A 14,431-nucleotide genomic window follows, 5' to 3' on the forward strand; every position below is an offset into this window, starting at 1 on the left:
ATAGCCTGATTGCGATCCCCGGGCAGGCGCCCGGCCCACTCTGGGAGTGCCGCATGTCCGTACAGACCACAACCCGCCGTCGGCAGCTCGGCGCGATGATGCGCAAGCTGCGTGCGCGCAAGGGGCTGACCCTGGAGCAGGCCGGGAACCTCGTGGGTATTTCAAAGGCGACCGTCAGCCGGTACGAGACCCAGGCAGGCCCCGTCAAGTGGCTCGTGGTGGATGCACTCTGTCGCGAGTACGACACAACCGACGCTGAACGCACAGCAGTTGTTGGCCTCGCCAGGGACGCGAAACAGCAGGGCTGGTGGAGCTCCTTCACCGACGCGATCCCCGAGAGCATGAACCTTCTGCTCACGCTGGAGGATGACGCAGTCCGCGAGGACCACTTCTCTTGCGTCTACGTGCCAGGCCTTCTACAGACCCGCAGTTACAGCACTGCCCTGCAGCAGGCCAACGAGGTCCGCCTCGCACCGCTGGAGATCGAGCGGCTCGTGGACATCCGCATGAAGCGACAGGAGATCCTGGTCCGGCCTACGCCGCCCCGGCTGTGGGCGATCCTCGATGAGTCCGTGATCCGCCGAGTCGTCGGTTCACCCGAGATCATGAAAGAGCAGCTCGGCAGACTCCTGGAGGCCAATGAGTCGCCTCACATCACTCTCCAGATCCTGCCCTTCTCCAAGGGAGCCCACGGTGCTGCCCTGGGCAGCTTCGTCATCATCGGAAACGCCGAGGCCTCCCTTGATGTCGTGTACGTCGACATCCACACCGGCTCCCTCTTCCTGGAGAAGGAGGCGGAACTGGACCGCTACCGGCTTGCGTTCGACTACCTCCGCGCACAAGCGTTGGACATGGAAGCCTCGTCTTCAATGATCCACCGTGTCCGCAAGGAGTTGCAGTGACCGCAGTACCCGCCGCAAGCGCTCATCACGCCTGGTTCAAATCGTCGTACAGCGGGGCCAATTCCACCGAGTGCGTGGAGGCCGCGTTCCGCGTGGATGGCTCGGGTGTCCGCGTGCGCGACTCGAAGCGCCCGGACGGTCCTCAGCTGAGGATCTCAGCTGAGGCCTGGGCGGGGTTCCTCGCCACTCCGCCACATATACGCGCCGCGCGCGAGGTACGTCTTCACAACACCCGCTCCACCGACCTGTGTTCATATGCAACTTCGGCGCTGACGGGGGGCGGTGGCACCCATGGGGCGGACGCAACGCCGCTTCGCACTGACCACGGCCACCAATCAGGCATCCCGCTCCCCACCGCCCACGATGATGTGGTGGACGCCGCACACCGATGCCCTACCGGAGCTCTGACCGCCCGCAGGATGATCGGCACTGTTTGGGCGCTGCACATGCCCAGCGAGAAGAGTGATGCAATGCCAATTACGCCATTGTGCCGATTCCCCCCCTGCGGCGCACTGACATCAGGTCACCACTGACGTACCGTTAGCCGTGTACGTGCAGACGCTATGCGCATCGATTCCTGCCAGCCCCACTCAGCAGACGATGAACATTCATTCAACAACCATCTTTAATGCAGGGGTGGTTGGGAACCGGTTCACGGCGAACGCTCGTCCCCCCACAAAATCCAGCTACTTCTGAAACTGTGGGCATGGGTAGGCAGATGAGGGATCCGTACGACCAGTGGCGCCGGGCACTGTCCGAAGAGTTCTTCGGAGTTGCGCACGCACTGCAGAGCACCGTCCTCTACGTCGATGACGAGGTAGAGCGAGAGCTCGCTGAGCAGTATGGGATCGAGGTTCCGCTGGCACAGGCGGTCTCAGACCAGCTGTGCTGGGACCGTTCAGACATTCCCCTCTTCTCCCGGATCGTACAGCGGTGTCGTCTGTGGAAGTCTGGGGGACAAAGTGGCGCACCTCCCAGCCTCCCGGTGCTCGCGGCTTCAGTACTCGCCGCCACCCGGATGGTTACGTCAGACGGCATGCGCCGGACCAACTTCCGCGGGCGCTGGTACCAACTGTTCGATGTCCCGCAGAAGGGCCACCAGGCCAACCGGCTGGACCGAGCGCTGGACGATGTAGCCGCGATGTGGAAGGGCCTTGACGCCTGGCTCGATGCGACCGGTGGCCTGTATGGAGCGAGCACGGTGAGCACCGATGCGTTCTACTGGCGCGTTGGCTACCCCGTTTCGCAGGCGCTCGTCCGGAGGTCGGACCGTCAGGAACTGACCCGCTTCTTCGCCACGACACGGCTCCACCCCAGAAACGCGACCGGCATGCCTGGCCGGGAGCTTCTCCGCCGTCTTACCACTTGGAGCGCAGGACGGGACCGGCACCTGTCCCAGCGGTTCATGGAGGAGCTGCGGTTCGCAGCCGATCCTAGTAACGCTGACGAAAACCCCCCGCTTATCGTCTCGCTCCTAGAGCGGCTAGCCAACGACTGGGACGGCACGCTCCATGAGCCCGAAAGAGCACACCGGAGGCGGGCGGTCGGCCTGCGCATCGCAGTAACGGATAACGGAAGGCGCCTGGAGTGGCTCGCAGACGCCGCCGAAGGTGTCGAGGAAACGAGTGTCAGCTTCCACGACGGCACCGCGTTCACCCTGCGCACCGACTACGGCGGCGTGTACACAGGACTGGAGACCCTGCAGCCGTCAGAGCCTCAACTCCGGCTAGGCGTGAAGCTTGAGGGGGACGATCTCTTCATCGAGTGGGTTCCCCAAGAGGTCATCCTGCTCCGTATGCACCCAGACCTCGGGGAGTGGGTGAGTACTGAGTACTTCGAACCTGGCGAACAGCACTGCATCCTGGCCTCATTGTCAGCGGCAGCGCAGGTTCGCTCCATGCTTGGTTCCCTCGGTAGGGGAGCGGTCCGGGAGTCCGCAGCTGCCGTGCCAGGGTGGCGGTTCTTCAAGAACGTCCGCGCCGCTGACGGCTTTGCCTTCACCCGCGCGCTGGATGCCGGTGGCGAGCACATTCACGTCCTGCAGCCGCAGGTAAGGAACGACGCGGAGCTCATCGGCGGACTGCGCATCGCACGCGAATACCGTGCCGGGGCGGGCGTCGCAGGCCACTACCTCCGCGGAGCTGTGCCGGACCTGGTCTTGCCCACACCCCACACTCTCAGCGGCACAGTCGAAGTCACGCTGGATGGACGCACTTCCAGTCTGCGGACCGACCCGAGGACCCCGTTCCCTCTCCACCAAGTCCCCTTGGAGGAAGGCCAGCACGAGGTAGGTACCGCGTCTAGCAGCCAGATCTTCACGGTGCACGATGGATTCAGCGAAGGTCTTCCGCAAGGCACCGGACGTCTCGGCTATCTGTGCAACTCCACCTCCGCTGGACCTCATGTCAGCGCCTCGGATGACGGACTGACCTACCTCAAGGGCGCTGCTGCCCCGGCCACGCTCGGCCTTCCGCGGTCGTTGATCGTGAAGAAGAGGGTTCTGGAGGCGTACTTCATCACCCCCCACGGAGGTGTCGTTCCAGCCCGCAGCCAGTCACCTCCGCCCTGGGTCCTGAATCGTGTTCCGGAAGCAGCCACAGAACACATCTTCGAAGCCGAGGCGCCACAGGAAGCAGTGTGGTTCGTCTACCGCACGTCCCAGCGGTGGTGGGTGAGAGCAGTAGATCCCCGTGTGCAGGCTCCTGACCCTGATCCCTCCCCGGACGATTACCGCTGGGCGTACGCCGTGCTCAGCGCGGACGCCGGCGGCCGATGTGGGACAGCTGGCTGGTTTCGTTACGTAGAGGCTGCCAGGGCGATTTCCCGCATCAGCGATGGGAGCGCGGAATGAACGACTCCGGCAATCTGTTGCTGCGCTGGCTCAGTGAGTTGGGCGAGGGCGAACTCGCCGAAGTGAAGCAGGGCTTGTGGTGGTTCGGCTCCAAGAAGCGCCCTGAAATTGGGCAGGGTGCTCCGGGCCGCTGGCTACGCGATGCCGTGTCCCTCGCCTATCTCGACATCGACTGGAGTGAGCGACGGTGGTCGGCCGCGCCGCCTGTCATCACTCCTCTGCCCAGGGCCCAAGGGCTCGCCGTACTCACCGGAAGCCGCACCGCGGCCTTCGCCCGGCGTCTTGACAATCTCGTAGACGACGACCTTGTCACGCTGTACCGGTCCTCCGCCATGCGTCCTCCGCAGGACATCCCTCTCCCTGATTCGCTCCTTGTCCGCTTCTGTGAAACAGGCGATCTTGAGGACCTTGCCTCCGACCTTGGCGCGATACTCGCCCCGTGCTTCGCCTATCAAGGTGCGGCCCTGCTCCCTGACAACACTCTGACGGAGCGGACCTCTGCGCCGGAGTTCGGGGAGCCTCTAGAGCAGTACTTCCTCGAGCACTCCCAGTACCGGCTGGTCGACCGCCCCCAGGGCGACGGTCTATACCGGCTGAAGCGCAGAGACAGCAAGCGGGTCTGCCAGGTCCTGCTCAACGGCGCCTGGTTCGAGACCTCACATGAGCACGCCGTCTATGCGGTGCTCGCCACGCAGAACAGCGACGCCGATGTACTGCGGTGGAAACCCGAGGACGACTGCGGGCGCGACCGGACCGGGACGCTCTTCGTGGACTGGGGCTACCCGCTCCCCGACCTGCACCGAAGGGTTGCCGCTATGTGCTCTGGCCTCGCACCCCGTATCAACGATGGGGCACAAAACCTCGCGTACGACAACGTTCCAGAAGTCGTCGCTACCAAGATCGCACGCTCGCTCGGACAGAACCTCGGAGACCAGCAGTGACCGACACCGCCACGCCGCAGCCCACAGGTGAGCAGACGCCGGATCTTGATGTCATCGGCTCCTTCGAGTATCTGAGGGACGCTCTCTTCCGGTACTACAACACACCGTTCGGGCTCGCCGACGAACAGCTCCAGCGCGAGCGGGAGGACCTCTTCAATCGCGATGGCGGAGCCTGGCGTCGGCCGATGATCGAGGTGCGCCCCCAGTACGTCTCTTCCGGAATGGGCATCACGGAATCCATCCAGGAAGCGGGCGCCCACCCACAGCTCGCTGAACTCGCCCGGATCGGACTGCTCCAGGGCGTCCCATCCCTGCACGAACACCAGCACCGCGCGCTTACCGCCGCGGTTCGAGACCAGCGCGATGTAGTCGTAACCGCGGGCACCGGATCAGGCAAGACCGAAGCGTTCCTGCTGCCGATTCTCGCTGACCTCGTACGCGAATCCGAGGCATGGGCGCCCGCCTCCCTGCCATCCAACAGGTGGTGGTCGTCGCCCACCGGTGCGTTCCAGGCTCAAAGGACGGGTGAGCGCGGGCGGCACGCGGCAGTGCGCGCTCTGGTCCTCTACCCAATGAACGCGCTGGTCGACGATCAGATGATGCGCCTCCGCAAAGCGCTGGACAGCGACGAGGTTCGGGGCTGGTTCTCTCGGCGCCGTCCCGGGCACCGCTTCTACTTCGGTCGTTACACCGGTGCCACGCCGGTCCCGGGCGATTGCGCCTCGCCCGCTGGGATCCGGACGCTCCGCTCGGAGTTCACTGAGACCGAGAAGCGCTCCCGCCGCGCCCAGGCCCTCGAAGGGGACAGCAAGTTCTTCATCCCGCGTCTCGACGGGGCTGAGATGCGGTCTCGCTGGGACATGCTCCAGGCTCCCCCGGATATCATGATCACGAACTACAGCATGCTGAACGTCATGCTGATGCGGTCCCGTGAGGCCGCCGTATTCGAGAAGACGCGCCGCTGGCTTGAGGAGGTGCCCGATGCCCGGTTCACGCTGGTTGTCGATGAACTCCACATGTACCGGGGCACTGCAGGCACGGAGATCGCTTACCTGCTGAGAAACCTCCGGCACCGGCTGGGGCTTGATGGCAGGCCGGACAAGTTCCGCGTGCTCGCAGCGTCCGCTTCGCTGGAAGCTCCCCGCGATCTGGACTTCCTTGAGGAGTTCTTCGGCGTCGAGCGCGACCGCTTCGAGGTACTCGGAGGCCGGCTAGTCCTTCCTGGCACCCCCACCGCGGACATTTCGCCGTACACAGCTGAGTTCGCTGCCCTCGGGCAGGCACCGGACCCCGCCGAATCCGACCAGCTCCTCACTCGTTCAGGAGCTGGAGACGCACTCACCAATGCCCTGCGGGAAGGTGACCGGCTGACCGCTGACTTCGACACCGCTGTAGCCGCCAAGCTCTTCCCAGAGGCACTCGACTGCGACCAGCAGGCAGCGGCAATGGCCGGCGTCCTCGCCGCCCTGCGCCGCACCACGCTGACGAACGTACCTCGTCTCCGTGGGCACCTCTTCTTCCGTAACATCCCGGGTGTGTGGGCCTGTTCGGACCCTATGTGCACGAATGTAGTAGGCCGGGCCGACGACAGGACTGTCGGCAAGCTCTACTCCCGCCCCACTCCCCGCTGCGACTGCGGATCCAGAGTCCTGGAACTGCTCTATTGCCAGAACTGCGGAGACGTGCTCCTCGGTGGATACGCCCCCGAATCAGCCTTCAAGCACCGCAAGGGGAAGGCCTTCAAGGCCGGGCTGCTTGCCGACCTACCCGACCTCGACTCGCTGCCCGACGGAGTCTCTCTCGGAAGCAGCGCCGCGAATTACATCGTCTACTGGCCACGCAAGCGCAACCCCTCCGTGGACAAGATGGAGTGGGACTCCACCTCCGACAACGGCACAATGAGCGCCGGGTTCGGGTTCAAGCGCAGTGCCTATGACCCGCGCACCGGAATGCTGCGCAACCACCGGGACCACACCGGCTGGTCCTTCCACGTCAGCGTCCCGGAAACCAAGCACGGCCGTGGACGGCTCAACCCTGAGGATCTTCCCGCCGCCCCAACGCAGTGCCCGGGCTGCGGCGACAATTGGGAGCTCCGCAGGATTGGCAGCGATCACCTCAGCCTGAGCGACCCACGCCGTCTCCGTACTCCCGTGCGGTCTATGCGCACCGGTTTCGAGAAGGTCAACCAGGTACTCACCACTGGCATCCTCTCTCAGCTTCCGCACCGCCAGGCAGTCGTCTTCTCCGACAGCCGCCAGGACGCAGCCAAACTCGCGGCGGGTCTCGGGCTGCGCCACTACCAGGACCTCCTGCGCCTCCTGCTCGCTGAAGAGGTCAACGGGCAGGGCGACCCGGTAGCGGATCTCACTGCAATCCGTGGATTCTCCCGCAAGGACGTACAACCCCCGGTCGACAGAGCGGACGCCCTGGAGGCACACAAGCGCCTCAACTCTCGTGATCCTGAGGCATACCAGGCTTGGAGGAAGCTGCAGCAGACCGCATCGCCGGACGATCTCGATGACCTTCCCGGCCCTGAGGAGGAAGCCGAGCTTTATGCGGCCCTCTGCCGGGCGCCGAGCCTGGACAGTCATGCTGCCGCCGTAAGAGAGAACCTTGCCTTCCTTGGCGTCAACCCGGGCGGACCAAGCGCGTCGCTCCAGATGACCCGCAGCCAGCAGGGCTCACCGCCCACATCCTGGTCGTCGCTCTACCGATGGCCGGACGACCCCAACGGGAAGGTCAGTGACACATCGTCGCGCGAGCTTGGTGAAAGCCAGCGGAGCCTCCGCGACGAGATCTGGGAATCCCTCAGGAAGGAGCTCCTGATGGGCCTCTTCGGAAGTGCAGGTAGGGACTTCGAATCCCTCGGCCTCGGCTGGCTCGCCCTCTCCTCAGATCAAGCTCCCCTCGATACCACTCGCTCCTCGGACACTGCGCTCGTTCGCGGCAGTCTGCGCGTACTGGGGCATCTGCGCCGGTTCACGGGACTGCGCACCTCTGCTGACACTCCGCCCCGGCCTCTGCGCGACTACTGGGAGAAGATCGCCGAAGTGTCCGGAGTTACAGAGGAAGACGTGCAACTCCGCGCAGAAAGGGCATGGGGCCCGGCCGTCATCAAATACGTCATCCAGCCCGAGCACGTCGCCCTTCGCCACAGTAGCGGCATGACCTGGACTTGCAACCAGTGCCAACGGCGGCACCTTCACCCTGGTACCGGGATCTGCACGAAGTGCAAAGGGGATTTGCCCCCCGACGCTGTTCTTTTCAGCGCGCCAGACGACGATTACTACTCCTGGATGGCCGCGGGCGGGATCGGGAGGTTCCGGCTCAACACTGCAGAACTCACCGGCCAGACGGACCGGACTGAGGCCCAGGGTCGTCAGGCTCGCTTCCAGGGAGTCCTACTGGATGACACGGAGCACGCCCGACCCGACACTCTCGATGTCCTGTCCGTGACCACCACCATGGAGGCCGGTGTCGACATCGGCCCTCTCTCCGTCGTGCTGATGGCGAACATGCCCCCCACGCGCTTCAACTACCAGCAGCGGGTGGGGCGGGCAGGCCGCCGCGGATCACCCGTAGCTCTGGCCCTCACGGTCTGCCGCGGCCGAAGTCACGACGAGCACTACTTCCAGGACCCTAAGCGCATCACCAATGCGCCGACCCCGGCTCCCTATCTCTCGACTGAGATGGCGGATATCTACCGACGCGTGCTCGCCTCCGAGGTTCTGCGCCGTGCGTTCGTGTCGGTTCGGCAGACCGAGCCGGACGACTCAGGCCTCGACCCCACGCGTAATGTCCACGGGCAGTTCGGACTGGCCCAGGACTGGCCAGCGCTACGCCCTGCAATGACGGCGTGGATCGCCACAGAGTCGGATCAAATCAGTGCCATCGCTGCGGCCCTGGCGGAACTCACCCGAGGAGAGGGCAATGCGGCGGCCACACTCCGATGGGTGGCGGAAGATCTCATCTCCTGTGTCAGCACCGTTGCAGGTTCACACCGAGGCCACCGTGACCTCAGCCAGCGACTGGCCGAAGCAGGAATCCTGCCCATGTTCGGCTTCCCCACCTCAGCCCGCTATCTCTACACACGCAAGCCGGCTGTGTCCTACCCCTGGCCTCCAGCCGGCTCTGTGGACCGGTCCCTCGACATCGCCATCTCCCAGTTTGCTCCTGGCGCGGAAACGGTGAAGGACGGAAAGGTTCACACTGCAGTCGGCATCGTGGCGTACGAGCCAACTGGCCGGACCCCAAAGGCAGTTGTTGATCCGCTTGGCAAAGCTCAGCACATCGGTATGTGCCGTGCCTGCGGCCATCTCGACGAAGAAGTGAAGCCCAGTCCTGAAGCTGCGGCCCCCAACGACGGCGAAGAACAGTCCTCGCTCTGCCCTGCGTGCAAGGCCGATGACGGGTCATACCGCGAGATCCCGCTTCGCCAGCCAGCTGGGTTCTTCACCGGCGGCAAGTCCCGTGATTTCGACGGCAACTTCGCCTGGCGCGCTCGGGCGCTCTCTCCCCGTACCGCAGCCGACCTGGAGACGGGAGCACCTCTCCGCCACACCGAGGCGGGCCTGGTAGTCCATGCGGGCAAGGGCCGCCGTTACGCCGTGAACGACAACGGCGGACGCCTCTTCAATTTCTCCTCCGTCAAGGCAGCCGACTGGTGGTCTGGCGCCTTCGTCGAGACCGAGGCGGCTGCGGCTTACGTCCCCCGGCTGGCAACCGACACGGGAGCAGACAGCAATTCCGTCGGCACTGCCATCGGTGCTGTCCAGCACACGGACCTTTTCCTGCTCGGCCCGGCTTCTGGCGAACTTCCAGAGCAAGGGCTCCGCCTGAGTCTTGCCTCTGTCCCACAGGTGACTGGCTTCCCAGACAACCGTTCTGGACGCCGTGCCGCTTGGTACTCACTCGCGGCGCTCCTCCGGGTAGCCGCCGGCGACATCCTGCAAGTCCAGCCCAACGAGATCGCGGCAGGCATCCACGGGGCTGGCTCGGCAGTCAGCCACGCCCGAACGTTCGCTTTCCTCTCCGACACTCTCGACAACGGTGCCGGCTACTGCACGCACCTTGCTGAGCCTGAGGTCTTCAAAGAGCTGATGGCCTCCACTGACCGCATGCTGGCCAAGTTCCACACGGGCAATCACGGACTTGAGTGCCGGGGCTCGTGCTACGAGTGTCTTCGCGACTACACCAACATGGCCTACCACTCACTCCTCGACTGGCGTCTCGCCGAAGACCTCCTTTCCATCCTCACCGGCCGGGCCTCTGGTAGAGGCATCAAGCCCCGCCAGGCCAGCCAGTTCCTGCGGAACTGGGCGAGCGACTTCCCGCACGGCGACGCCGAGTTCGTACCCAACCTGGGAGGGACCGGTCCGGCCGTTCTATACGAAGAACGGCTATGGGTAGCCGCGAAGAGCCCCTTCGAGACCGCCGACGGAAGTACGGAATCGCTCCGGGTCGCCCGCGTGAGGCAAGCTGCATCCTCCGACAGCCGCGGGGTATCGGATGTCGTCTTCATCGACGACTTCCTCCTCAACAAGATTCCAGCGCGTGTCACTTCGCTGCTGTCGGACTTCGAAGGGCATTGAGGCACAAGGTCTGAGCGAGGTCTCCAGAACCGCGCCCTGGAGGCTATGCCAACACCACGCATTCTCCGATCTGCCCAGCCCTGGCAGGTTTTGTCCCCGGGGACTGCAATTGCCTCCTGCGATTGTGACCGCCTGGCCTGCTGGAATGCGTGTGGCTGCTGTTAGCCTCAGCGCTCCTTGCTTGGGGGGGCAGCCGGAGGGCTGGGGATTCTTCGCAGTACCGCTTGCCATGCGTCACGTCTCGTGGGCCGTGTTTTCTTTTGCGTGGTCCGCATTTCGTGATCCGCATTCCGACTGCGGGTGATTCCGTTGCCGCCGCCCGTCCCGCCACGACCTTTTCCTTTCTGGAGATCGCGTTGGCCCGTCGTAGCACCGCCCGTGGCGTCACTGCCGCTCTGGTCGTCCTCAGCGTGACCGCAGGCCTCGGCCTTGCCTCCGTCCCGGTCGCTCTCGCCGGCACCACCGGCGTATCGGCGGAGAAGGTCTTCCAGTCGGATCGCTACGTTCCTCGCTCCGATGCCCTCTACTCGGCCGGGCCCACCGGGTATCTGCATGCGCAGGAGGGCAGTTCGGGGTATCTGTGGACCTCGTACGCCACCGGAGCGACGACCCAGTTGGGCAGCCTCGCCCGTGTCGACTCGCCCGGTTATCTCGGGTCCTCGTCCGACATCGTGGCCGATGTGGTCTCGCCCACCGCGAAGGTCGTCCTGCGGGATCTGGCCGCCGATACCAGCACCGATGTCGCCCTCACCCACGGGCGCTACGCGGGGACCTTCGGGGGCCATGTCCTGACGGTGGGTCTGACTCCGAGCCTGGAGCCCAGGTTCTGGCTCTACGGCGTGGATGCCGATGCCGACGGAACCTTGGTCACGGGCATCCCTGCCGAGACCACCTCCACCGTCGCGGTCCTGGGCGGCGACAGCACCACCGCTGTCGTTCGCCTCGCCTTCGGCAGCACATACCGACTGGGCCTGGTCGACCTCGCCACCGCGAAGCTCACCAGTACCGTCGCCGTATCCGGCTACCCCACCTCCGCCCTGCTGAGCGCCGATCATGTCGTCTGGGCCTCCAACCGCACCACCGCCCACGTCCTGGACCGTGCCGACCTCTCCGCCGCCGAAACGACGCTGACGCTCCCCGGCACCGAGGGCACCCCGACCCTGGGCATCGCCGGCGGCTGGCTGCTGGTCGCCCGGTCCGTGCCGGATGAGCCTTCCGACTACGTCGACAAGTCGGGCGAACGCCTCATGGCCGTTCCCCTGGCTGGCGGCGACCCGGTCACCCTGCTGCGGCACGCGAACAGCTCGCTCGTCCCCGCTCCCGACGGCGGCCTGCTGGCCGTTGGCGGGGCCGACTCGGGGCACTGGGCGGTGCGCAGGGTCACCGCTGCGGGGTCGCAGACCCCGGTCCTCGCCGAGGTGGCCGCTGTGCCGCCGATCGCCGCCAAGATCGAGAAACTCTCGCTGCAGAACGGCCACTTGGCGACCCGCGAGACGGACAGCAGCTTCCTGGGCACCTACCGGACCCGTACGATCGACGCGACCGGGACGTCCTACGTTCCGTCCGCCCCGACCTCGCAGTCGTGGAGCATGGACTCGACAGGCCCGTACTCCAGCGGCGACGGGCGCGCGGTCTCGCTTTCGTCGGTCGCCTCGGAACCCGAGACGGCCGTGCGTTCCATCATCCCGGGCGACACGGAGGGCTACTTCCGTACGCCCTCGGCCTCCGGGTCCGCCCTGGAGGTCTCCGGCCGGTACGCGATCGTCAACGGCGCCTCGCCCACCAAGCAGTACATCGGCGACCTCGGCGTCTACACCGACCTGGAGCCCATACTCACCCGCTCCGTCACCGCCGCCTCCATCTGGGGCACCTGGCTGTGGACCCCCGGCACCACCGCGGGCGTCGTCACCGCCATGGACTTGAAGACCCGCAAGACGACTGAAACCGTGAGCACCGGCGCCCCCTGCATCCCCAAGGAGCTCCAGTCCGTGGGCCGCTGGGTCTACTGGTCCTGCGGTGCGACCGCCCAGGCCGGCGTCTATGACCGTACGACGAAGAAGTCCATCTCCGTCCCGGCCGGTCCGGCCCTGGTCAGCGACGGTTATCTCGTACGCAACGACACCGCGGCCGGGGACCTGAAGCTCACCGCCTTCGCCGACGGCAAGGCCACCACCCGGTCGATCGGCGCCTTCACCGGCGGCGAGAGCACGCGCGGGGTGACGTGGACCGTGGACAGGTTCGGCGGGCCCGCCGCGTACGTCGACGCGGACCAGCAGATCCATCTGGTGCCCAGCGGGGTGCCCGGCGGGGCGATCGGCACCATCGAGTCCGAGATCGGCAACAACCAGTGGGAGAGCAGCGCCGCCACCGATCCGTGGTGGCAGGTGCGCGCATTCCTGTCGAAGCCCGCGGCCTCCTGGACGGCCACGGTCACCAGCAAGGCCACCGGCGCCGTGGTGCGCACGCTCTCCGGCGGCCCGGTCAACGGCAACCTGACCGCGCGCTGGAACCTCCGCAACACGGCGGGCGCGCTGGTCCCCAATGGTGCGTACACCGTCACGGTGACGGTGAAGCCCGCCGACGGCTCGGGGGCCGTGATGAGTGCCGGATACGCGGTGCGCGTCGCTGTCGGGGCCGCCGTATGCCGGGACTTCTCCAACAGCGCTTCGTGGGCTCCCGACGGGATCGGCGACCTGCTGACCCTGTCGTCGAGCGGGACGATCTCCTACCGGCCGGGCAACGGGGCGGGCGGTTTCAACGGCTCGATGCCGGCGGTGGGCTGGCCCTCCACGGTCACGCTCGTCCCCTTCGGGGATCTGAACGGCGACCGGCGCAATGACATCCTCGTACGGCTCAGCAGCAGTGAACTCCGCGTCTACCAGACGATGTTGGGGCAGGCGTTCGGCAGCGGTACCCCGTACAAGTCGCTGGGCAAGGGCTGGAATCAGTACAACCTGATGACCTCGCCGGGCGACATCACAGGCGACGGCCGCCCCGACCTGATCGCGCGCGTGGCCGCGACCGGCGAGACCTACCTCTACAAGGGCACGAGCACCGGCGGGCTGTCGGCGAAGGTGCGCATCGCGTCGAACTGGAAGAACTACCGGCAGCTCGCGGGCATCGGCGACTTCAACGGCGACGGGTACGGCGACCTGCTCGGCAAGGACCAGAACAACATCCTCTGGCGCTACGACGGCAACGGCACGGGCGGCTTCAAGCCCCGCGTACAGCTGGCGTCCGCCTGGGGGGCCTCGTACAACGCCATCATCGGCACGGGCGACATCACGGGCGACGGCAAGGCGGACTTTGTGACGCGGGACACCAGCGGGGTCCTGTGGCGCAGCACGGGCAACGGCAAGGGGTCGTTCGCCGGCCGCGTGAAGATCAGCACGGGGTGGCAGAGCTTCAAGGGGCTGTACTGAGATGCGCTGAGACGCAGTGAGGGGCCCGAGACGGATTCACCGCCCCGGGCCCCTAAGCAGCTCTACGCGTAGACCCCCGCCCGCGCCCCCGCCACCGCCGCCTCCGCCGCCCGGTCCGCCGTCGCGGTGTCGAGCGGGAGGCCGCTGGCGAGGAGGCGGTAGTAGAGCGGGGCCGAGACCGCCGCGATCACCTCGCGGGCGTCCGTGCCGGGCGGGAGGTCGCCTCGGGTGATCGCCTGCGTCACGCACGGGGCCCATTCCGCGATCCGTACCTCGTAGAAGCGGCGCAGCGCCTCCGCCGTGCGGTCGTCGCACGTTGCCGCCGCGATGACCGCCTTGAAGATCGGGCCCTGGCGCGGGTCGGCGAGGGTCTTGGCGACCAGGCGGGCGTTGGCCTTGAGGTCGCCCTCCAGGGAGCCCGTCTCCGTACGCGGCGAGGAGTCCTCCGCCATCGAGGCGATGAGGTCCGCGATCAGTCCGTACGTCGAGGACCAGCGGCGGTAGACGGTGGTCTTGCCCACCTCCGCGCGGGCCGCCACGTCCGCGAGGTCCAGGCCGATCAGGCCGTGCTCGGCGATCGCGTCGCCTGTCGCCTGCAGTACGGAGGCCCGGACTCGTGCGGTGCGTCCGCCGGGGCGGACCGTGCCGGGCTCCACGGTCGTCGGTTCCATGACGCACCTCCAGTTCTAACGGGACAGTAGGACCATTAAAGCGCAGTCTGGTG

Annotated in this window: 7 protein-coding genes; 6 read left to right on the top strand and 1 reads right to left on the bottom strand. The window is 66.2% G+C overall.

Annotated elements, in window-relative coordinates:
* Window positions 1-53: 53 nt before the first annotated feature.
* The 6 genes from AB0H78_RS00530 to AB0H78_RS00555 all read left to right on the top strand — a co-directional run bounded on the left by AB0H78_RS00530 (window position 54) and on the right by AB0H78_RS00555 (window position 13,707).
* Window positions 54-902 carry a helix-turn-helix transcriptional regulator gene (locus tag AB0H78_RS00530; protein WP_363231963.1) on the top strand — a complete coding sequence of 283 codons (849 nt, stop codon included), beginning with the start codon at window positions 54-56 and terminating at the stop codon, window positions 900-902.
* Entirely contained in the window at window positions 899-1,435 is a 537-nt protein-coding gene (locus AB0H78_RS00535; protein ID WP_363231964.1) for a DUF397 domain-containing protein, read from the top strand. The genes AB0H78_RS00530 and AB0H78_RS00535 overlap by 4 nt, the downstream gene beginning before the upstream one ends.
* A gap of 173 nt (window positions 1,436-1,608) precedes the next feature.
* Entirely contained in the window at window positions 1,609-3,753 is a 2,145-nt protein-coding gene (locus tag AB0H78_RS00540; RefSeq protein WP_363231965.1) for a hypothetical protein, read from the top strand.
* Entirely contained in the window at window positions 3,750-4,694 is a 945-nt protein-coding gene (locus AB0H78_RS00545) for a hypothetical protein (protein ID WP_363231966.1), read from the top strand. The genes AB0H78_RS00540 and AB0H78_RS00545 overlap by 4 nt, the downstream gene beginning before the upstream one ends.
* Window positions 4,691-10,285, top strand: coding sequence for a DEAD/DEAH box helicase (locus AB0H78_RS00550; protein ID WP_363231967.1), 5,595 nt, complete (start codon window positions 4,691-4,693; stop codon window positions 10,283-10,285). Before AB0H78_RS00545 ends, AB0H78_RS00550 begins: the two co-directional genes overlap by 4 nt.
* Before the next feature lie 356 nt (window positions 10,286-10,641).
* The gene (locus tag AB0H78_RS00555; RefSeq protein ID WP_363231968.1) at window positions 10,642-13,707 is read left to right on the top strand and encodes an FG-GAP-like repeat-containing protein; all 3,066 of its coding nucleotides are present in this window, start codon (window positions 10,642-10,644) and stop codon (window positions 13,705-13,707) included.
* 62 nt (window positions 13,708-13,769) lie between these two features.
* Here the strand turns inward: AB0H78_RS00555 and AB0H78_RS00560 are convergent, their stop codons facing one another.
* Window positions 13,770-14,378 (bottom strand): TetR/AcrR family transcriptional regulator C-terminal ligand-binding domain-containing protein, encoded by a 609-nt coding sequence (locus AB0H78_RS00560; RefSeq protein ID WP_363231969.1) that lies wholly within the window; start codon window positions 14,376-14,378, stop codon window positions 13,770-13,772.
* Between the last annotated feature and the right edge of the window lie 53 nt (window positions 14,379-14,431).

This window comes from Streptomyces sp. NPDC050738 (genome assembly GCF_040654175.1).
Classification (GTDB): Bacteria; Actinomycetota; Actinomycetes; order Streptomycetales; family Streptomycetaceae; genus Streptomyces.